Raw genomic sequence first — 19978 nt, 5'->3', positions numbered from 1 at the left:
GAGAACACCATGCTATTTTTGATTATCTTGTTTGGCCTGATTGGCTTGGCCGTTGGCGGCGTCTGGGGCCTGCTGATAGGCGGAGGGCTGGGCTGGTGGCTAGGACGACGGATTAGCCGCCGCTTAAACGCCGCCCGCACGCAAATCCAAGAAGGCTTTTTAGAATCGATCTTCTCGGTAATGGGTTGCTTGTGCCAAGCCGATGGCAAAGTCACCGATGGCGAGCTTGGCGTGGCCGAAAAGCTATTCGACCAAATGCACCTTCAAGGCGAACAGCGTGCCAAAGCGCGGGCCGCTTTTGAGCGCGGGCGCGCCGACGATTTCAACCTAGATGCAGAGCTGGCCAACGTTAATCGGCTGACCCAGCGCCAGCCGATTTTACGCCAAGTGTTTTTGCAAGTTCAGTTAACCGCCATTGCTGCCGACGGCGTGCTTCACCCTGCCGAGCACGAGATGATCCTGCGCGTGGCCCGCGGAGTAGGCTGTAGCGACGCCGAAGTACAGCAGATTGAAGCCATGCTTCACGGTGCCGCCGCGAATTCACAAGGTTCCAGCGAAGAGGCGCTAAAAGACGCCTACCGCGTACTTGGGGTGAATGAAGACGCCAGCGACGCAGAAATCAAGAAAGCGTACCGCCGCCTGATGAGCCAAAACCACCCAGATAAACTCGCCGGTAAAGGGCTGCCAGAAAGCATGCGTGAAGTGGCTCAGGCGCGCACCAGCGAAATTGGCAACGCTTACGAACGCATCCGTAGCGCCCGAGACCGGTAGCTCGACAGGTTTCTAAGCACTCGCTACAGTAAAGCCTCACCGCGCTGCTTAGGAGCCGCCTAATGATAACGCACTACAGCTTTCCGAACTCCCGCTCGGTGCGGGTTGCCTGGACACTTGAAGAGCTTGGGCTGGAATACCGCTGCCAGCATGTAGCGCTGGATAAAGGCGAGGGACAAACCGCAGAACACCTAGCCCGCCATCCAGATGGCAAGGTGCCCGTCATTGAAGATGGCGAGCTAACGCTGTTTGAGTCAGCTCCCATCTGCCGCTATCTCGCTGAACAATACGGTGACGACCGCCTATTACCAGAAAACGCCGCTGAACGAGCGCAGGTCGACCAGTGGCTAAGCTTTATCGTCACTGAAATAGAGCAGCCACTGTGGTTACAGGCCAAGCATAAGTTCGCCCTTCCCCAAGACCAACGCGTCCCCGCCGTACTGCCTACCGCCGCATGGGAGTTTCAGCGGGCACTGCAAGCGCTTGAGCGCCGTTATCATGGTCAGGAAACGTTGGTAGGCGATACCTTCACCCTGGCGGACTTATTCCTTACCCACACCTTAACGTGGGCAGTTGGTATGAAGCATCGCCTGCCTGAACCCCTGGCTGCCTACCGCACACGCCACGCTGATCGTCCAGCGCTAGCCCGTGCCATGGAAAAAGAGCAAGCGGCAGTTGATCGCTAAGTGACCGCTCGGTGGGGCAGGACAGTGCTGTAGACGGCAAAGTAGTGGCAGACACTTCCGGCAATCACAAACAGATGCCAGATAGCGTGATTGTAGGGGATGGCGCGCACGGCATAGAAGATCACCCCTAGCGTGTAGATGATTCCCCCTGCGGCAAGCAGAGCGATGCCGGCCACTGATAAATTGGCCGCCATCTCTCTAGAGGCCAGCACGATCATCCAGCCCATCAGTAAATAGATAGCCACGCGTAGTGCCGCGAAACGCTGTGGCCAAAGCAGTTTACAGCCAATCCCCACTAGCGCTAGCGACCACACGGCGGTGAATAAGACCCAGCCCGTGGTGCCGCGCATATTAACGAGCAGAAAAGGCGTATAGGTGCCCGCGATAAGTAAGTAAATCGCGCAGTGGTCAAGCATCTGGAAGCGTTGCTTCCAGCGCCGATTAGAAATGCCGTGATAGAAGGTCGAAGCGGTATAAAGCAGGACTAACGTAGCGCCGTACAGGCTCAGGCTGACAATTTTCCAAGGATCAACATGGGCAGCTAAGCTCGCGACTACCAACAGCACGACCATGCCCACCAGGCTGAGTACAGCACCAACCCCGTGGGTAATGCTGTGTAACCACTCTTCGACAATGCTGAACTCGCCTTGCTCTTGAGGCAGCACGTCACGCTGTTGTTCATCTTCGGCTTTCATCTTGGGGCACTCCTAACAACTCCCCCCGCTCACTATCATCCTTTACGTTCAATATCGACGTCGCTGGCCTGGGTAAAGTCGTCCAGCGCCATCATATGACCAAGTTTGCCAGCTTTCGTTGAGAGATAGTGTTCATTGTGCGGGTTCAGGCCAGTGGTAATCGGTAGGCGCTCAACCACATTCACCCCATCCCGGGTTAAGGCATCAACCTTTCTAGGGTTATTGGTCATCAGTTTTAGTGCCGTGATACCCAAGTGGTTAAGCATCGGCACACACAGGTCATAGCGACGCATGTCCGCACCAAAACCAAGCTGTTCGTTGGCTTCGACCGTATCGGCACCTTGGTCTTGCAGATGATAAGCGCGGATTTTATTCAGCAGCCCAATACCTCGCCCCTCCTGGCGCAGGTAGAACAGCACGCCACGCCCTTCTTCGGCAATACGCTTGAGCGCTTCTTGCAACTGATAGCCGCAGTCGCAGCGCATTGAGAACAGCGCATCACCAGTTAAACATTCAGAATGCACGCGCCCCAGTACTGGCTCGCCGCCGCTCACATCACCTAATGTTAAGGCGATATGGTCTTTACCCGTGGCTTCGTCTTCGAAGCCGTGCATGGTGAATGTGGCCCAAGGCGTGGGCAGCCGGGAAGTGGCAATGAAGCGAATGGTCACAGGTTACCTCGTTGATTAACCAAACCAGCTAACCACACCGGCGTTGGCAAAATAAGAAGACAGTTTACCAGGAAGCGGCGGTGGCCTCACGGTATCAACAGAGAGAGACGTTTTTAAGTACGTTTTTAAGTACAATTGCTATTTTCAAGCACAGTTATCTCCAAGTACCGTTATCTTCAAGTACGCTATTTCCCTTACAATGCGGGCAAACTTCTCAAGAGCAAGTGTTTATGACCACCACACCTTTGCAAAACGACCGTTTTCTTCGCGCGCTGGCTCGCCAGCCCGTCGACCGCACTCCGGTGTGGATGATGCGCCAAGCAGGCCGTTACCTGCCAGAATATCGTGCCAGCCGCGCCGATGCTGGTAGCTTTATGGATCTGTGCCGCAACCATGACCTCGCCTGTGAAGTGACGCTACAGCCCCTTGAGCGCTACCCGCTCGACGCCGCTATTCTGTTTTCCGATATTCTCACGATCCCAGACGCGATGGGCTTGGGGCTCTATTTCGAAACCGGTGAAGGCCCTAAATTCAGAAAAACGGTACGCACCCCAGAAGAGGTGGCAGCGTTAACGGTGCCCAACGCCGAGCGCGATCTCGATTATGTAATGCGTGCCGTTTCGACCATTCGTCGTGAGCTGAACGGCCGGATGCCGTTGATTGGCTTTTCGGGCAGCCCCTGGACGTTAGCCACTTACATGGTGGAAGGCGGTTCTAGCAAAGATTTCCGCCACTTGAAAACCATGCTTTACGATACGCCAGACACCATGCACCAATTGCTGGATACCCTGGCGCAGTCAGTAACCGACTACTTAAACGCGCAAATTCGCGCTGGCGCTCAAGCAGTACAGATTTTTGACACCTGGGGCGGAGCGCTATCAACACCCGCCTACCTGGAATTTTCGCTGCGCTACATGGAGCAAATTGTCTCCGGCCTGATTCGTGAGCACGGTGGCCGCCGCGTGCCGGTCATCCTGTTTACCAAGAACGGCGGCCAATGGCTTGAGCATATCGCCTGCGCTGGAGCCGATGCGCTAGGTATCGATTGGTCCACCGAACTTTCTGACGCCCGCGCACGGGTAGGCCATAAAGTGGCGCTGCAAGGTAATCTCGACCCCAACGTACTGTTCGCTCGGCCTTCTGCCATCCGCGCGGAAGTTGCACGGGTGCTGGAAAGCTATGGGCACGGCCCTGGCCACGTATTTAACTTGGGCCATGGCATCAGCCAGTTCACCAACCCTGATCACGTCACCGCCTTTATGGAGGCGCTGCACGATTTAAGCCCGCAGTATCATCAAGGCATTCCTACCCAAACGAACGCCCCGCGCCCAGGAGCAAAGTAATGAGCGATTTACGCGACGACCAGTGGTTTACCGAAGTATTTGATAGCCACGGCAGCGCTTTCTCGCTGAAAGTCACTGAGAAATTGCTGGATGTGCAAAGCCCCTACCAGCACCTGGAAGTGTATACCACGGAGACCTACGGCAACCTGATGGTGCTAGATGGCTGCGTAATGCTGACCGATCGCGACAACTTCCTCTATCACGAAATGATTGCCCACCCGGCGCTGTTCACCCATCAAGACCCCAAGCGGGTAGTGATTATTGGCGGCGGCGACTGCGGCACGCTGAAGGAAGTGCTGCGTCACCCTGGTGTTGAAAAAGTGACGCAAATCGACATCGATGAAGAAGTGACCAAGGCCGCCGAGCGTTTCTTCCCAGCGCTGGTAGAAGCTAACGGCGACCCACGTGCCGAGCTGTTGTTTGCTGATGGTGTAAAGTGGGTAGACGACGCTGCCGATGAGAGCATCGACGTGCTAATTATCGACTCCACCGACCCAGTTGGCCCCGCCGAAGGGCTGTTTAAAACCGACTTCCTGAAGCGTTGCCACCGTATTCTAAAAAATGGCGGCGTGATGGTGCAGCAAAGCGAATCACCGCTTTACCACAGCGGCTCTATTATTCGCGAACTGCGTAACGACATGCGTGAAGCGGGCTTTGATAGCGTGGCCACACTGCCCTTCCCACAGCCGGTTTACCCTTCTGGCTGGTGGAGCGTCACGTTGGCCGGTAAAGCGACCAGCGTTGAAAGCTTCCGCGAACAGGCTGCCGCTGAGCATGAAATGCCGCTACAGTACTACACAGGTGATGCTCACCGTGGTGCACTATCGCTGCCGCCTTTTATGCGTAAAGCCTTCGCATAACGCTGCGCCTGCGAATAGCCAAAAGGCCGAGCATTGCTCGGCTTTTTTTATGTGCTTACGATTATTTGCCCTTTCACGTTAAGGAATAACAAATGAAAACCGTTCGTTGGTTGGGAGTAGGAATTGGTGTTTTAGTACCCGCGATGGCTATGGCCAGCACGTTGGAAACCGTTCAAGAACGCGATAGCGTGCGCTGTGGCGTTAATGCCGCTCAGCCAGGTTTTTCATCGTTGGCTGACGACGACCAATACCGGGGCCTGGACACCGATGTGTGCCGTGCCATTGCTGCTGCGGCGCTTGGCGACGCGACAAAAGTAGATTTTGTACCACTCGACTCGGTAGAGCGTTTCACTGCTCTGCAGTCTGGCGAAGTCGATGTCCTATCACGCACCACGACCTGGACCTCAAGCCGTGACACAACGCTGGGAATGAACTTTACCGGCGTGAGTTATTACGATGGCCAAGCCTTTATGGTGGCCAGTGATCTAGGTGTGCAAAGTGCCAAAGAGCTTGATGGCGCAGCAGTTTGCACCCAGTCCGGCACCACCAGCGAACTCAACCTTTCTGATTACTTCCGCATCAACGGCATGACCTATGATACCGTCGTATTCGATGCACCCGAGCAATCTATTGCAGGCTTTGAAGCAGGCCGTTGCGACGTTTTAAGCTCCGACGCTTCCCAACTTTATGCCCAGCGGATGCAGCTTGCTGATCCCGACATGGCGGTCGTGCTCCCTGAAATCATCTCGAAAGAGCCGCTTGGCCCAGCCGTTCGTCAAGGTGACGACCAGTGGTTCAATCTTGTGAAGTGGTCACTGTTTGCCATGCTAAATGCGGAAGAGCTAGGCATCACCCAAGCCAACGTAGACGAGCAACTTAATTCGGAAAACCCTGATGTAATGCGCCTGCTTGGCCAAGACGGCGACTTTGGCGAGCCAATGGGCATCAACACCGATTGGGCGTACCAAATCATCAAGCAAGTGGGTAATTACGCCGATATCTTTGATAGAAACGTCGGTGCTGACTCTGACTTCAAGATTGCTAGAGGCTTAAACGCCTTGTGGAAAGATGGCGGTATTCAGTACGCCCCACCGATTCGCTAATCCGATTCGCAGATTCTAGGCTAAACGTAGGGAGGCATTAGCGGCATTGCACCAAAATAGAGCGACCAGTAGCCGCTAATGCGCTTTTTTGCACCCATTCTTTCGTATAAGTCGCTCATTTTGCGTTGAAAAGCGCTGAATATCGCGACATATCCTTTCTGGCATCTTCCTTGCTAGCTTTTAGTGTCATGCATCTGCATGCATAACGACATTAAATCGAGTAAGGGGAACGACCATGATGAATAAGAAACACTTGGTACTGCTGGCCTCCGCGGGTGCTATCACGTTGGCCGGTGTCGCCACTGCCCAAGCCGATACGTTAGAAGATACGATGGAGCGTGGCGCCGTGCAGTGCGGTGTCAGCGACGGCCTGCCAGGTTTTTCCGCCCCAGACGATGAAGGTAACTGGCAAGGACTCGACGTTGACGTATGCCGTGCTGTTGCAGCTGCCGTTCTCGGCGACGCGGATGCGGTGAACTATATTTCTCTGAACGCTGTAGAGCGTTTCACTGCCCTACAATCTGGTGAAGTGGACGTACTTTCACGCAATACCACGTGGACCACCACACGTGACACGACGCTGGGCCTCAACTTTACTGGCGTTAACTTCTATGATGGCCAAGGCTTTATGGTCTCCCGCGACCTGGGTATTTCCAGCGCGTCTGAACTGGACGGTGCCGCTATTTGTATTCAGTCTGGCACCACGACTGAGTTGAACCTAGCAGACTACTTCCGTGCCAACGGCATGGAGTTTGACCCCATCGTTTTCGATACCTCTGAACAAACCGTTGGCGGCTTCCAGGCTGGCCGCTGCGACGTTCTGACCTCCGATACTTCCCAGCTAGCCGCACTGCGTATTCAGCTAGATGACCCGTCTGGCGCGATGATTCTGCCAGACGTTATCTCTAAAGAGCCGCTCGGCCCAGTGGTACGCCAAGGCGACGATGTATGGTTCAACATTGTGAAGTGGTCGCTATTCGCAATGATTAATGGTGAAGAGTATGGCGTCACCAGCGAAAATGCCGAAGAAATGCTCAGCTCTGATAACCCTGATGTTGCCCGCCTGCTTGGTCAAGATGGCAACTACGGAGAAGGTATGGGCTTAGACGCTGATTGGGCCTACAACATCCTGAGCCAAGTCGGTAACTATGGTGAAAGCTTTGATCGCAACGTGGGTATGGGCTCTCCACTTGAGATTGAACGTGGTGTTAACGCCCTGTGGAACCAAGGTGGTTTCCAGTACGCACCGCCGATTCGCTAAGCGTCTCGTTTGACCCCGGCCCGCCGCCCCATTCTTCCAGGGGCCTTGGCGGGCCATTTGATTGACCGTCCGTATCGCGGAGACGCCTTCCATGTCCGTAAGTCCTAACACTCGCCCCGCTGGCCACAAGCCGCCGTTTTGGCGAGACCGTGCCAAACGTGCGCTTATCTTCCAGCTGCTGCTCGTCGCTGCTGTGGCAGCCTTTTTGCTCTACATTGTCGGTAATGTCCAAGACAACTTATCCGCACGTGGTATCACCACCGGGTTTGGTTTCTTGGGCAACACCGCAGGCTTTGGAATTGTGCAGAGTCTGATCGACTACTCTTCCCAAAGCACCTATGGCCGCACCTTCCTGGTCGGCTTACTCAATACACTGCTGGTAGGTGGCCTAGGGGTATTGGCTGCCACCATCATTGGCTTTATTGTTGGCATCGCCCGCCTGTCGCCTAACTGGCTACTGGCGCGCTTAGCCACCGCCTATATCGAAACCTTCCGCAACATTCCGCTGCTGCTGCAAATTTTCTTCTGGTACTTTGCCGTGCTACGCACGTTGCCGAGCGCCCGGGAGAGCATGGCATTTGGAGAAGCGATTTTTCTTAACGTGCGCGGGCTGTATTTACCTCAGCCACTGTTTGAGTCTGGCTTTGGCTTAATCCCCCTCACCTTTCTTGTCGCCATTGTTGCCAGCATTGCGCTGGTTATATGGAATAAGCGTCGCCATGAAGCCACTGGGAAACGCCTGCCAGCTTACTGGATCTCGTTTGTGCTGATTTTTGGCTTACCCCTGTTAGTACTGGTAGCCACCGGTGTGCCAGTTACCTGGGAGATGCCGGAACTGCGCGGCTTTAATTTCCGTGGCGGTATCACGGTGATTCCCGAGTTCCTCGCCCTTTGGCTTGCCCTGTCGATCTATACCGCCTCATTTATTGCTGAAATTGTCCGCTCAGGCATCCAGGCGATTTCACACGGGCAAACGGAAGCCGCCCAGGCGTTAAGCCTGCCACGTAACCTGGTACTTCGCCTGGTGGTCATCCCTCAGGCGCTGCGTGTCATTATTCCGCCGTTGACCAGCCAATACCTGAACTTGATCAAGAACTCGTCGCTGGCCACTGCCATCGGCTATCCCGACCTTGTCTCGGTATTTGCAGGCACCACGCTGAATCAGACCGGCCAAGCCATTGAGGTCATTGCAATGACCATGGCGGTCTACCTAACCATCAGCCTGCTGGTGTCCATGTTTATGAACTGGTTCAACGCCCGAGTGGCACTGGTTGAACGCTAGGCCGACGGTGAGGATGTTCACATGATCCATAATCAAACAATCATTAAAGAGCGGCCAGCCCCCAGTAGTTCTGTCGGGGCGGTTGCCTGGCTACGTGCCAACCTGTTCAACGGCCCGATCAATACTATCTTTACCCTAATCGGGCTTTACATACTCTATTTGCTCGTGGTTCCCACCGTTCAGTGGGCGTTTCTGAATGCCGATTGGATAGGCACCACACGGGATGACTGCTCTCGGGAAGGGGCTTGCTGGGTCTTCATCAATGCACGCTTTACTCAGTTTATCTACGGCTTGTATCCCCGTGAGGAAATCTGGCGAGCCAACATTGTCTTTGCTGGCTTCTTTACGCTAATAGCGTGGCTGGCAATTCCCCGCCTACCCTTCAAACGTTGGGTAGCCGTGTTTGCCTTAGTCGGCTTCCCCATTGTTGCCTATGTGCTGCTGCACGGCGGTTACTTCGACCTTCCCCGCGTATCGACACACCGCTGGGGTGGTTTGATGCTGACTCTGCTGCTGGCCACCGTCGGCATGGTTGGTGCGCTACCAATCGGGATTGTGCTGGCATTGGGGCGACGCTCCAATATGCCAATCGTGAAAAGCTTCTGCGTGGTATTCATCGAGTTCTGGCGCGGGGTGCCACTGATTACCGTACTGTTCATGGCCTCGGTAATGCTGCCGCTTTTCCTGCCTTCCGATATGAGCGTCGACCGGCTAGTACGTGCACTGATCGGCTTAACACTGTTCCAAAGTGCCTACATGGCCGAGGTTATTCGTGGTGGCCTGCAGGCCATCCCTAAGGGTCAGGAAGAGGCTGCCGCTGCGCTAGGCATGACCTACTGGAAACGCATGGGCCTGATTGTGCTTCCTCAGGCGCTGAAGATGATGATTCCCGGCATCGTGAACACCTTCATTTCGCTGTTTAAAGACACCACCCTGGTCATGATCATCGGGCTATTTGACCTATTGGGGATCGTGCAAGCGGCGCTGGCCGACTCACGCTGGCTGGGCTTCTCACTGGAAGGGTATGTGTTTGCCGCCTTCATGTTCTGGATCTTCTGTTTCAGCATGTCGCGCTATAGCCAGTATTTAGAACGCAAGCTGCACACCGGCCATAAGCGCTAACGCCGCTTTTATTAACGATTTTTTAGCAGGATAAAGACATGACTCAAGCAGCCACCAACCTCTCTGGCACCAGTACTTCTGACCTGATGGTCGAAATGCGCGGCGTTAACAAATGGTACGGCGATTTCCACGTGCTGCGCGATATCGACCTAGAAGTAAAACGCGGCGAGCGCATCGTTATTTGCGGGCCTTCAGGCTCGGGCAAATCAACCTTGATTCGCTGCATTAACCACCTGGAAGAGCACCAGCAAGGTGATATCGTGGTGGGCGGTGTACCGCTCACCCAAGACGTTAAGCGTATCGAACAGATCCGCCGCAGCGTGGGTATGGTGTTCCAGCACTTCAACCTCTTCCCTCACTTAACGGTGCTGGAAAACTGCTGTATCGCACCGATGTGGGTACAAAAAAAGCCGCGCCGCGAAGCAGAAGAAATGGCCATGCAGTACTTAGAGCGGGTGCGCATTGCCGAGCAGGCACTTAAGTACCCAGGCCAGCTTTCCGGCGGTCAGCAGCAGCGGGTAGCCATTGCCCGCTCACTGTGCATGCACCCTGACGTGATGCTATTCGACGAACCGACGTCGGCTCTTGACCCGGAAATGATCAAGGAAGTGTTAGACGTTATGGTGGAGCTTGCCAATGAAGGCATGACCATGCTCTGCGTGACCCACGAAATGGGCTTTGCCAAAACCGTCGCCGACCGGGTGATTTTTATGGATCAAGGGCAAATTATCGAAGAAAACGCTCCCGAGCCTTTCTTCAATAACCCACAATCAGAACGTACCCAGCTATTCCTAAGCCAGATCCTGGGGCACTAAGTAAAGCGATTGGTAAACCAATGGGCCTCTTCGTAGGCCCGTTTTTATATCTAACGACGCTGGCTCATCGACACAAGAGAGACAATTTAAGATGGAAAAGCTATTTATCGACCGCGCCCCGCAGCCGATTGCTCCTTTTTCGCACGCTTGCCGAGTAGGCGATTTAGTGTTTATTACCGGCCAGATGCCCACCGTCCCGGAAACCAACGAAATGCTGCTGGGTACATTTACCGAGCAAACTCACCGCGTCATGCAAAACTTAGCCATTGTATTGGAAGAGGTGGGCAGCAGCTTTGAATACGTGGTTCAGTCACGGGTGTTTATTACCAACATGGGCCACTTTGACGAGGTGAATGGTGTCTACGCCAGCTACTTCACGCAGCCACTACCAACCCGCACTTGTATTGGTGTCACCGGTCTTGCTGGTGGGGCCGATGTAGAAGTGGATATGATTGCTTGGATTCCTCCCGCGCAAGAAACCGACTAACTCCCCAGCGGGGTAATACTGGCAGGCTGTAAGGCAGGTTGCTCGCGATGTTGCGTCAGCGGTTTGTTGGCAAGCGCTGTGAGCAGTATTTGTAACGGGTCGCCATGACTCACCACCAGTACTGTCTCACCTTCACAGCGGCGCTCTACCTCCTTAATCACGGCACACATCCTCGAGGCCACCTTGCTGACCGCCTCCACCTGATGCTGTTGATGGTCCGCATCTTGGGTATCTAGCGCCCATACATCCGGATAATACCGATCCGTTTGTCCATCGAACTCACCGAAGTAGCGCTCACGCAGGCGCTCCTCTTTCTCCAGTGTTAAGCCAAAGGCACAGGCGACTCGTTCAGCGGTTTGTGTAGTCCGCAAAAAGTCCGAGTGCACCACCTTCGTGGGAGTCGGCCACTGCCACTGCTCAACGACTGTCGATAGCTGCTGTTCACCCAGAGGTGACAAGCCGAAGTCGCAAAGCCCACGCTCAGGCGAACTAATAATGAGCCCTTGTTCGTTCGCCTGGCTGTGGCCATGGCGCATCAAGAGATAGCGGTTTCGCCAATGGTAGAAGGCGGTTGTGAAAGTGTTTGACATATCTTTGTAACAAATCCTAGATTGAAAGAGGTCGTTTTCGAAAAATAAACATCTAGCGCTACAAATGTCCACTTGCGAAACGCACGCTCAGCAAAAGAAAGCACAGAACTCGATCGTGGATAGCACAACACAAAAATAACGCACATAAGAGGCTAACTATGCAAACATCACGTTTCTGCAAGCGCCCGCTTGCTATGCTGGCGGCTGCATCATTGCTCCCCTTCGCACTGCTCTCTAGCCATGCCTTCGCCGAATGCGAACGCGGTGACCTTGATTCCCTTTACTGCGATGAAAATGGTGACATGGTCGCTGATCGCCCAAGCGATGAGTCAGAGTGGGCAAATCCAGACACCCTTATTTTTGCTTACACACCGGTAGAAGATCCTGCCATTTATTCGGATATCTGGCAGCCCTTTATTGACCATCTTTCTGACGTTACCGAACGCGATGTGCGCTTCTTCGCCGTTCAATCTAACGCCGCACAAGTCGAAGCCATGCGTAGCGGGCGCTTACACATTGCCGGCTTCTCAACCGGCCCTACTCCATTTGCCGTTAACTTGGCAGGCGCGGTACCCTTCGCATTAATGGGGTCAGATGACGGCCAGTTCGGCTACACCCTGCAGCTATTTACCCACGTAGACTCAGACATTGAGAGCCTGGAAGATCTCAAGGGCAAGCGTGTTGCCCACACCTCACCAACGTCCAACTCCGGTAATCTAGCGCCGCGAGCCTTACTGCCAGAGCTTGGCATTACCCCCGACGAAGATTACGACGTGGTCTACTCCGGCAGCCATGACCAATCAATGCTGGGCGTGGTAGCACGGGACTACGATGCCGCCCCAGTGGCTTCTGAAGTGGTCGAGCGCATGGCAGCCCGCGGCCTATACGATGAAGATGATGTACGTCTAATTTTCGAGTCTGACCGTTTCCCTACCACCTCCTATAACTACGCCCATAACTTACACCCGGACCTTGTAGAAAAAATCGAGGAAGCCTTCTTTACCTTCGATTTCATTGGCACCGAGCTTGGCGAAGAGTTTGAAGGCGTCGAGAAGTTTATTCCGATTAATTACAAAGATAACTGGCAAGTGATTCGCACTATTCAGGCGGCAAACGGCGTGAGCTACACGCCAGACAACCTGGAGTAATAGCGGCCGCGTCGTCACTGATGGCGCGGTTATTCATCTTCTGATGGAAGCCATCACATGCTGGAAATTACGAATCTGGTCAAGCGTTATGGCCACAACGAGGCGGTGCTGAAGGGCCTCGATCTTAAGGTAGAGGACAACAGCGTTGTTTCTATCGTTGGCGCGTCCGGTGCTGGTAAAAGCACTATGCTCCGCTGCATCAATCGGTTAGTAGAACCTACATCGGGCTCTATCAAACTCAACGGCGCCGAACTGGTTAACGTGAAAGGCGCTGAATTACGCCGTGCCCGGCGTAAAATTGGCATGGTCTTCCAGGGCTTTAACTTACTTGACCGCCTTACCGTCATGGAGAACGTACTCGCTGGGCGGCTTGGCTACGTTAATCTCTACCAAGCAATCTCACGGCGCTACCCCCAAGCCGATATAGAGCGCGCCTTTACCCTTATGGAGCGCGTTGGGATTGCTCATTACGCCAATAAACGTGCCGATGAGCTTTCCGGCGGTGAGCGCCAGCGCGTCGGGGTGGTACGAGCATTAATGCAAGAACCCGACCTGTTACTGGCCGACGAACCAACGGCGTCGCTAGACCCGCGCACGTCCGAGCAGATCATGATACTGCTGCAGAGCCTTGCCAGTGAGCTTTCGCTGCCGGTATTGATCAACATTCACAACGTTGCTCAAGCAAAAACCTACACTGAGCGTATTGTCGGTTTACGCCACGGCAAGATGATTTTTGATGGGTTGCCCGCGGACTTTAATAAAGATGCGCTCGATGCTATCTATGGCGGTATTGAAGCACCTGACGATGCAATAACCGAGCAGCCCGATGCTCATACAGAGGAGCCACGACATGACGCCGTCTGACTCCCCCGCTTCTCCGCGCACCTGGAAAAAGCCGCCTTTTATTGCCAATCCCGTCATCCGTTACGGCATTTTTATTGTCGCAGCGATTTATCTGGTGTGGGCTTTCGGTTCTTTACCGTTTAATTGGGCGCGCATTTCAGAAGGCTTACCGCGGGCAGCGCGCATCTTTAGCGGAGGCTTCCCACCCAGCTTGGAACGATACGAGTTGCTGCTGACAGGTTTTAAAGAGAGCTTCCAAATTGCCATTCTCGCCACATTGCTAGGCGTTTTCCTATCGATACCGTTTGCGGTGATGGCCGCTCGTAACATTGCACCAATGCCCATTTACGTTATTGGCCGCGCGGTCATTATTATCTCGCGCAGCTTCCACCCCGTTATTGTGGCCATCTTATTCGTGGCGGCCGTTGGGTTTGGGCCACTGGCAGGTATTTTAACGCTTACCCTCTACTCCATCGGTTTTGTTGGAAAGTTGTTAGCAGAAGAAATCGAAGAGATTGACTGGGGGCAAGTAGAGGCCATGCGTGCGGCAGGTGCAGGCTACATTGCTACGTTGTATTACGCCGTCTTTCCTCAAATATTACCCCGCCAGGTCGGCCTGTCGATGTACCAGCTTGATAGCAATCTTCGCGCCTCTGCGGTGGTTGGGATCGTCGGTGCAGGCGGTATCGGTGGCACGTTAATGAATGCCTTTGGTCGTTATGATTACGACTTCGCCTTTGCGATTCTGCTGGTCATTATCGCGGTTATTTTGCTTAGTGAAGGCATCAGCGGCTGGGTGAGGAAAAAAATATGGTAGATCACGCACAGCAACTTGCCGACCGCGTTTGGCATCGCTACGACCGTAAAGAGCGGCTCATCCGCTACGCCGTGCTGCTGGGCACGTTAATGCTGGTGTTCTGGGCGGTTCGCGATATTGATATTTTCTGGCCCTGGGTATGGGACGCTCCCAATCAAATGTCTAACTTGGGTGCGCGCATGTGGCCACCCAGCGCTGCCGGGCTAAACAGTATTCTCAACGCCCTGCTTGAAACGGTACATATCGCGACGTTAGCAACATTCCTCACTATTTTCCTAGCCTTGCCCGTGGCCTATATCGCCGCACAGAACACCACTCCCAATCGTGTTTGCCTGTGGCTAGGGCGCTTTATTCTAGTATCAAGCCGCTCGGTGAATACGATTATATGGGCGCTGTTATTTGTGGCTATTTTTGGCCCCGGCGTGCTGGCAGGGATTTTAGCGATTGTGTTTCGCTCAATTGGCTTTATCGGCAAGTTAATGGGTGAGGCGATTGAAGAAATCGACCGGCGACCGGTGGAAGCGATGGAAGCTACCGGTGCTTCCAAGGCAAAAGTGGTTGCCTACGCCATTGTGCCCCAGGTGATGCCAGCCTTTTTTGCCATTGTGATTTTGCGCTGGGATATTAATATCCGTGAATCCACCGTGCTAGGACTCGTTGGCGCAGGCGGCATTGGTGTGATTCTTCAAGGAGCTATCGACACCTTTGCCTGGCCGACGGTCGCCACCATTTTGATCGCGATTATTATCTTGGTACTGATTGGCGAAGCCATTACAAGTCTACTGCGCAGCAAGGTACTTTAACCCCCCAACAACGTACTTCGCCACTCGCAAGTGTTTGACCAAACGGCAAACGCTTGCCATGGTTAGAGGGTAACTAACGACAAGGAGGACGTACGACGATGACCACCTATATCGTGGTAGCTGACGCCGCCCGCGCACGTATTTTTACCCGTGATGCGTTGAATCTCGCCGAGCATGAAAGCCTTGTACACGCAGCAGGCAGGCTGCACGAAGGTGATTTAATCACCGACCGCCGCGGTGCCGATGTCCATGAATCCACGTCAACGTCATCGCGCTCGTCTGGAGAAGAGGGCGCTGCCTCGCAGCATGAAAACGAGCTATTCGCCAAAGAAGTCGCCAAGCGCTTATATGACGCCCGCGTCGATAACAGCATGGAAAAGCTTATTATGGTCGCGCCGCCTAAATTTCTCGGCTTGCTGCGTGAAAAACTTGATAACACCACCCACAAACTGGTCATTCACACGCTTTCAAAAGATTTGAGTAAAGCGTCCCTGGCCGATATTCAAAACGCCGTTAGCGACTTACGCTAATACTTAAAACATCACCCTCTCTTTTCCACTAAACGTGCTTTTCTACTAAAGAAGTGGTCGTTCTTGCCGATAGTCGTCTGACCCCTGACGATTTAGAGAGCGACCATGTTTTCCTCCCTACGAGCCCGCATCTTACTAGCCGCCCTCACGGCCATTATTGTAGCCCTCATCATTAATGGCATAGCCAGCTATACCACCGTCAAGCATCACAATAACCAACAGGTAAGCAGCAACCTAGATGCCGTTGTAAACGGCAATACTCAGGCGATTAATGAGTGGTTTAACGCCCGCTATACCATGCTGGCCAGCATGGATGATGCTGTCAGCAACAGCGACCCGCTTACCGCACTGCGTCAGTTGGCTGACTCCGGCAGTTTCATGACTGCCTATATAGCTTACCCCTCTACGTCCGATGCTGTTTTTTCTGATAACTGGCAGCCGCCCAGTGACTATGACCCTCGCCAACGGCCCTGGTATCAAGACGCTGTCAACGCCAAAGACACCATTATCACAACGCCTTATGTCGATGCCCAAACGGGGGGATTAATTGTTACCTTTGCACGCCCTTTCTACCGTAACGGACAGCTTGCTGCTGTCATCGGCGCCGATATCACGATTGAAGATGTTATTGCTATTGTGGCCAGTATCGCCCCGACGCCATCAAGCTTTGGCTTTTTGACGACGGAAGATGGCACGCTCGTGGCACACCCTGATGCCGCGTTAACGCTTGAGCCTTCCTCAGTGTTGAGCAGCGATCTTACCAACGCTAGTTTGGCTCAGATTATCCAGGCCGAAGAGCCTCAAGCGCTTGAGCTGCAAAACAGCAGCAAGCTGCTTATGGGCAGCACTGTGGGTGGCAGCAGCGGCTGGCAGTTAGTGGTGGCGCTTGATGAACACGAAGCCACCGCAGGCCTACGTGCCATTGCGACAACCTCGATTATTACGCTGTTAGTCGTCGCCGCCATCACCGCGGTGGTATTCGGTTTGTTGCTGTCACTGCTACTTCGCCGCTTACTCGGTGTGCGTAGCGCGATGGACAACATTGCTTCGGGAGAAGGTGATTTAACCCAACGCCTACCGGAAGAGGGCAACGATGAGGTCACTCAAATTGCCAGCGCTTTTAACCGCTTTGTCGGCAAAATGGAAGCCGTTCTGATTGATGTCCGTACGAGCAGTGAAGCGGTTCATCACGCAGCCAACGAAATTGCCATGGGCGGTCAAGATTTATCGCGCCGCACCGACAACGCTGCCTCTAGCCTGCAGCAAACGTCTGCGTCGGTTGAGCAAATCACCAGCACTGTTCAGCACACCGCTGCGTCCGCCCAGGAAGCCAACCAGCTCTCCCATGCGGCTTCAAACGTCGCGAAGGAAGGAGGACAAGTGGTGGCAAATGTCGTCACGACAATGGAAGACATTTCTCAAGCCTCTAATAAAATTGGTGAAATTGTCACGCTGATGAACAGCATTGCCTTCCAAACCAATCTGCTGGCACTCAACGCCTCCGTGGAAGCGGCCCGTGCCGGCGAACATGGCCGCGGCTTTGCTGTGGTGGCCGACGAAGTTCGCAAACTGGCGGGGCGTAGTAGCGAAGCTGCCAACGATATTCAAAAGCTAATCGAAGACTCACAAACCAAAGTCAACAATGGCACTTCTCTGGTACAAAATGCGGGTACGACGATGCAGGATATTGTTGCCCATATCACCCGCGTTACCGATGTGCTGGAGGAGATTAACGCAGCCACCAGCGAGCAAAGCGACGGCATTAATCAAGTCAATATCGCCGTTGCCGAGCTTGATCGCATGACCCAGGAAAACGCCGCGATGGTTGAGGAGTCCACCACCGCCGCCGAGCAATTAAAAGAGCAAGCTGAACATCTCGCGGGGACTATCAGCAGTTTTAAGCTGTCCCACACCGCTACACCTGCTTTGCAAGTGCCCTATCAAGCACCTGACAGCCAACGTCGCCATATCGCCTAGGGATTACACTATGCATTTTCGCTCGTTACGCTCTTTTGTCGTGGCACTAGCAGGCCCTTGCCTGTTAGCCATCGTGGCCGCCATGGTGGTGTATAACTTGATCGCCGCCGCTCACACCCAACAAACCGTGGATGACCACACCAGTGAGCTCATGGAAGGCGCGCTAGATGCCCGCTTAAACGCCATTGCCGATGCGGAAGGCCAACGCATTCAGCGCGAGCTGGACAAAGCGATGACGCTGGCCAGCCAACTAGCCACGACCAATGCGTTAATGGGCATGGAAGATGCAGAAGGCCAACGCGCGCTGTACTTAAGCCGCCGACAGCTCTCGAATCTTGTCCGCCAAACCGTCGCCGATAATCCTGATCTATTGGATGCCTATATCGGCTGGGAGCCCAACGCCTTTGGAGATGACGCCCGCTACGCGGGTGACGAGCGCTACGGCCATGACGGAAGCGGCCGCTTTATGCCCTGGTGGTACCGCACCGATGATGGCGAGCTGGCGATACTACCGCTAGGTGAGGACATGGAGAGCGAAACTCCCCTTGCCAGCGGCGTGCGCGAAGGTGAGTACTATCTGTGCCCGCGTGAAACCTTGGCTCCCTGTATTATCGACCCCGCGGCTTATGATTTCGGCGGCGAGACCCAGCTAGTCACCTCGTTCAATGCCCCCATCTTGGTAGATGGTGAATTTCGTGGGGTGGCAGGGATTGATTTGGCGCTTAACTTTATCCAAACCTTATTAAGCGATGCTAACCAGACGCTTTATGATGGTGCGGGACGAATGACACTGGTAGCCGGGCGTGGCGGCTTGGTAGCCGATACCGCTAGCGAAGAAGCCCTAGGATCACCCGCTAGCGATTCGCTAAGCGACACGCTATTGGCAGGTATTAAACAGGCAGTGTCGCAGGGCAGCCTCCATAGCAGCATGGCCGACGGTATGCTTCAGCGCTATCAGCCCATCACCCTTGGCAATACAGACCAGCCTTGGGTCTTGGTACTACAGCTCCCTGAGTCAGTGGCACTGGCCGAACTGAACGCTTTGCAAGACGTACTCAGCGAGCAGCGCCAGCAAAACACGCTAGGCATGTCACTGGTGGGTCTGCTACTGGCAGCCATTGGTGTCGGCGCACTGTGGTGGATTGGTGGACGAATCGCACGTCCTCTTAAGCGCCTGGCTAACCGTATGGAAGAGATCGCGACAGGGCATGGCGACCTTACCCAACGTTTGCCAGTTCATGGGCGCGATGAAAGCGCAGCGGTAGCAGAACAGTTCAATGCCTTCGCGGAGAAAATCCAAACCATCTTGCTGGATGTACGGCGCAGCAGCGAAGCAGTCAACCATGCGGCCAATGAGATTACCCAAGGTGGGCACGATCTTTCACGGCGTACCGAACAGGCCGCCGCCAGCCTGCAACAGACCTCTTCAGCCATGGAAGAGATCAGCAGTACCGTTGGCCACACCACTCACGCCTCTCAGGAAGCCAGCGGACTTTCTCAAACCGCCTCTGAGCTAGCGTCCCGCACTGACAGTGCGTTTGAGCAGGTGGTCGCCACAATGACGGATATTCGCACCAACTCTGATGAAATTCAGAGCATTGTCAGCGTCATTGATGGCATCGCTTTCCAGACTAACCTACTGGCGCTAAACGCATCCGTAGAAGCTGCCCGTGCTGGGGAGCATGGTCGTGGTTTTGCCGTCGTGGCTGATGAGGTACGTAAACTCGCCTCGCGCAGCAGCGACGCTGCCAAAGATATTCGCCAACGTATTGATGCCTCAGCCGGTAAGGTAGAAAGCGGCACACAAATGGTGCGCGATGCCGAAGCCGCTATGCATGAACTGGCTCAAAGCGTGACGCGTGTTACTCAAATGCTGGGCGATATCAGTACGGCCGCGCGAGAGCAAAACGACGGCATCAGTCAGGTAAGCATTGCCGTTACCGATCTAGACCAGATGACTCAGCAAAACGCAGCCCTAGTGCAGGAGTCCACCACCGCCGCCGAACAGCTTAAAGATCAGGCGAATCGGCTCGATGCACTGGTAGGTGGGTTCACGCTTGAAGCACATGACAGCCGCCATACACAGGGCCAGCGCACACTGCCTGCGCCAGCGCTGTCACAACACTAAACTGCTATAAAATCAGGCCGCCGGGGCACCGACGGTAGCGGAAGTT

20 protein-coding genes are annotated in these 19978 nt (G+C 54.3%); 17 read left to right on the top strand and 3 right to left on the bottom strand.

All coding sequences use genetic code 11. From position 1 onward, the window contains the following. The first annotated feature begins 9 nt into the window (after positions 1-9). Together djlA and L1X57_RS06540 are read left to right on the top strand one after the other, a co-directional pair. Positions 10-771: a co-chaperone DjlA gene (gene djlA / locus L1X57_RS06545; protein ID WP_009723173.1), complete on the top strand. Its 762-nt coding sequence runs from the start codon at positions 10-12 to the stop codon at positions 769-771. 62 nt (positions 772-833) lie between these two features. Further along, the gene (locus L1X57_RS06540) at positions 834-1457 is read left to right on the top strand and encodes a glutathione S-transferase family protein (protein ID WP_009723174.1); all 624 of its coding nucleotides are present in this window, start codon (positions 834-836) and stop codon (positions 1455-1457) included. Here L1X57_RS06540 and trhA read toward each other — a convergent pair. Then, complete coding sequence (gene trhA / locus L1X57_RS06535; protein WP_009723175.1) at positions 1454-2152, bottom strand: PAQR family membrane homeostasis protein TrhA; 699 nt, start codon at positions 2150-2152, stop codon at positions 1454-1456. The two genes, L1X57_RS06540 and trhA, sit on opposite strands and share 4 nt — an antisense overlap. A 35-nt stretch (positions 2153-2187) precedes the next feature. Then, a complete protein-coding gene (gene ribA, locus L1X57_RS06530; RefSeq protein WP_009723176.1) occupies positions 2188-2823 on the bottom strand; it encodes a GTP cyclohydrolase II in 636 nt (211 codons plus the stop codon). A gap of 230 nt (positions 2824-3053) precedes the next feature. Between ribA and hemE the strand changes: the two genes are divergently transcribed. The 8 genes from hemE to L1X57_RS06490 all read left to right on the top strand — a co-directional run bounded on the left by hemE (position 3054) and on the right by L1X57_RS06490 (position 11096). Then, positions 3054-4166 (top strand): uroporphyrinogen decarboxylase, encoded by a 1113-nt coding sequence (hemE, locus tag L1X57_RS06525; protein WP_009723177.1) that lies wholly within the window; start codon positions 3054-3056, stop codon positions 4164-4166. Continuing rightward, positions 4166-5026: a polyamine aminopropyltransferase gene (gene speE / locus L1X57_RS06520; RefSeq protein WP_009723178.1), complete on the top strand. Its 861-nt coding sequence runs from the start codon at positions 4166-4168 to the stop codon at positions 5024-5026. The genes hemE and speE overlap by 1 nt, the downstream gene beginning before the upstream one ends. A gap of 92 nt (positions 5027-5118) precedes the next feature. Further along, positions 5119-6129, top strand: coding sequence for an amino acid ABC transporter substrate-binding protein (locus L1X57_RS06515; RefSeq protein WP_009723179.1), 1011 nt, complete (start codon positions 5119-5121; stop codon positions 6127-6129). Positions 6130-6364: 235 nt separating this feature from the next. Then, positions 6365-7390 carry an amino acid ABC transporter substrate-binding protein gene (locus tag L1X57_RS06510; protein WP_009723180.1) on the top strand — a complete coding sequence of 342 codons (1026 nt, stop codon included), beginning with the start codon at positions 6365-6367 and terminating at the stop codon, positions 7388-7390. Positions 7391-7481: 91 nt separating this feature from the next. Next, entirely contained in the window at positions 7482-8672 is a 1191-nt protein-coding gene (locus L1X57_RS06505) for an amino acid ABC transporter permease (RefSeq protein WP_009723181.1), read from the top strand. Positions 8673-8693: 21 nt separating this feature from the next. Then, positions 8694-9794, top strand: coding sequence for an amino acid ABC transporter permease (locus tag L1X57_RS06500; RefSeq protein ID WP_009723182.1), 1101 nt, complete (start codon positions 8694-8696; stop codon positions 9792-9794). Positions 9795-9880: 86 nt separating this feature from the next. After that, the gene (locus L1X57_RS06495) at positions 9881-10609 is read left to right on the top strand and encodes an amino acid ABC transporter ATP-binding protein (protein WP_009723183.1); all 729 of its coding nucleotides are present in this window, start codon (positions 9881-9883) and stop codon (positions 10607-10609) included. Positions 10610-10700: 91 nt separating this feature from the next. Further along, positions 10701-11096, top strand: coding sequence for a RidA family protein (locus tag L1X57_RS06490; RefSeq protein ID WP_009723184.1), 396 nt, complete (start codon positions 10701-10703; stop codon positions 11094-11096). Here the strand turns inward: L1X57_RS06490 and L1X57_RS06485 are convergent. Next, positions 11093-11686: a histidine phosphatase family protein gene (locus tag L1X57_RS06485; protein ID WP_009723185.1), complete on the bottom strand. Its 594-nt coding sequence runs from the start codon at positions 11684-11686 to the stop codon at positions 11093-11095. The two genes, L1X57_RS06490 and L1X57_RS06485, sit on opposite strands and share 4 nt — an antisense overlap. Before the next feature lie 158 nt (positions 11687-11844). Here L1X57_RS06485 and phnD point away from each other — a divergent pair, with 158 nt between their 5' ends. The 7 genes from phnD (at position 11845) to L1X57_RS06450 (ending at position 19932) form a co-directional block, all read left to right on the top strand. Next, positions 11845-12834, top strand: a complete 990-nt coding sequence (phnD, locus tag L1X57_RS06480) for a phosphate/phosphite/phosphonate ABC transporter substrate-binding protein (protein WP_009723186.1) — start codon at positions 11845-11847, stop codon at positions 12832-12834. Between the two features lie 57 nt (positions 12835-12891). Then, positions 12892-13698, top strand: a complete 807-nt coding sequence (gene phnC / locus L1X57_RS06475) for a phosphonate ABC transporter ATP-binding protein (RefSeq protein ID WP_009723187.1) — start codon at positions 12892-12894, stop codon at positions 13696-13698. Then, positions 13685-14494: a phosphonate ABC transporter, permease protein PhnE gene (gene phnE, locus L1X57_RS06470; protein WP_009723188.1), complete on the top strand. Its 810-nt coding sequence runs from the start codon at positions 13685-13687 to the stop codon at positions 14492-14494. Before phnC ends, phnE (L1X57_RS06470) begins: the two co-directional genes overlap by 14 nt. Continuing rightward, entirely contained in the window at positions 14488-15297 is an 810-nt protein-coding gene (gene phnE / locus L1X57_RS06465) for a phosphonate ABC transporter, permease protein PhnE (RefSeq protein WP_009723189.1), read from the top strand. Before phnE (L1X57_RS06470) ends, phnE (L1X57_RS06465) begins: the two co-directional genes overlap by 7 nt. Positions 15298-15395: 98 nt before the next feature. Then, the gene (locus L1X57_RS06460) at positions 15396-15827 is read left to right on the top strand and encodes a host attachment protein (protein WP_009723190.1); all 432 of its coding nucleotides are present in this window, start codon (positions 15396-15398) and stop codon (positions 15825-15827) included. A 105-nt stretch (positions 15828-15932) separates the two neighbouring features. Beyond that, on the top strand, positions 15933-17804 hold the full coding sequence (locus tag L1X57_RS06455; protein WP_009723191.1) for a methyl-accepting chemotaxis protein: 1872 nt from the start codon (positions 15933-15935) through the stop codon (positions 17802-17804). 10 nt (positions 17805-17814) lie between these two features. Beyond that, on the top strand, positions 17815-19932 hold the full coding sequence (locus L1X57_RS06450) for a methyl-accepting chemotaxis protein (RefSeq protein ID WP_234667974.1): 2118 nt from the start codon (positions 17815-17817) through the stop codon (positions 19930-19932). The last annotated feature ends 46 nt before the right edge of the window (positions 19933-19978 follow it).

Origin of the sequence: Halomonas sp. TD01 (assembly GCF_923868895.1) — a bacterium.
Lineage (GTDB): Bacteria > Pseudomonadota > Gammaproteobacteria > Pseudomonadales > Halomonadaceae > Vreelandella.
Note: the sequence above shows the minus strand (reverse complement) of the source record. Positions and strands in the feature narration are given on the sequence as shown.

Excerpts from the sequence above, each read along its gene's own strand:
- L1X57_RS06455 (WP_009723191.1), top strand. The coding sequence starts at position 15,933 with ATGTTTTCCTCCCTACGAGCCCGCATCTTACTAGCCGCCCTCACGGCC.
- L1X57_RS06505 (WP_009723181.1), top strand. The coding sequence starts at position 7,482 with ATGTCCGTAAGTCCTAACACTCGCCCCGCTGGCCACAAGCCGCCGTTT.
- L1X57_RS06540 (WP_009723174.1), top strand. The coding sequence starts at position 834 with ATGATAACGCACTACAGCTTTCCGAACTCCCGCTCGGTGCGGGTTGCC.
- djlA (WP_009723173.1), top strand. The coding sequence starts at position 10 with ATGCTATTTTTGATTATCTTGTTTGGCCTGATTGGCTTGGCCGTTGGC.
- phnE (WP_009723189.1), top strand. The coding sequence starts at position 14,488 with ATGGTAGATCACGCACAGCAACTTGCCGACCGCGTTTGGCATCGCTAC.
- L1X57_RS06450 (WP_234667974.1), top strand. The coding sequence starts at position 17,815 with ATGCATTTTCGCTCGTTACGCTCTTTTGTCGTGGCACTAGCAGGCCCT.
- L1X57_RS06495 (WP_009723183.1), top strand. The coding sequence starts at position 9,881 with ATGGTCGAAATGCGCGGCGTTAACAAATGGTACGGCGATTTCCACGTG.
- speE (WP_009723178.1), top strand. The coding sequence starts at position 4,166 with ATGAGCGATTTACGCGACGACCAGTGGTTTACCGAAGTATTTGATAGC.
- L1X57_RS06460 (WP_009723190.1), top strand. The coding sequence starts at position 15,396 with ATGACCACCTATATCGTGGTAGCTGACGCCGCCCGCGCACGTATTTTT.
- trhA (WP_009723175.1), bottom strand. The coding sequence starts at position 2,152 with ATGAAAGCCGAAGATGAACAACAGCGTGACGTGCTGCCTCAAGAGCAA.
- phnD (WP_009723186.1), top strand. The coding sequence starts at position 11,845 with ATGCAAACATCACGTTTCTGCAAGCGCCCGCTTGCTATGCTGGCGGCT.
- L1X57_RS06490 (WP_009723184.1), top strand. The coding sequence starts at position 10,701 with ATGGAAAAGCTATTTATCGACCGCGCCCCGCAGCCGATTGCTCCTTTT.
- L1X57_RS06500 (WP_009723182.1), top strand. The coding sequence starts at position 8,694 with ATGATCCATAATCAAACAATCATTAAAGAGCGGCCAGCCCCCAGTAGT.
- phnC (WP_009723187.1), top strand. The coding sequence starts at position 12,892 with ATGCTGGAAATTACGAATCTGGTCAAGCGTTATGGCCACAACGAGGCG.
- L1X57_RS06510 (WP_009723180.1), top strand. The coding sequence starts at position 6,365 with ATGATGAATAAGAAACACTTGGTACTGCTGGCCTCCGCGGGTGCTATC.
- hemE (WP_009723177.1), top strand. The coding sequence starts at position 3,054 with ATGACCACCACACCTTTGCAAAACGACCGTTTTCTTCGCGCGCTGGCT.
- L1X57_RS06485 (WP_009723185.1), bottom strand. The coding sequence starts at position 11,686 with ATGTCAAACACTTTCACAACCGCCTTCTACCATTGGCGAAACCGCTAT.
- phnE (WP_009723188.1), top strand. The coding sequence starts at position 13,685 with ATGACGCCGTCTGACTCCCCCGCTTCTCCGCGCACCTGGAAAAAGCCG.
- L1X57_RS06515 (WP_009723179.1), top strand. The coding sequence starts at position 5,119 with ATGAAAACCGTTCGTTGGTTGGGAGTAGGAATTGGTGTTTTAGTACCC.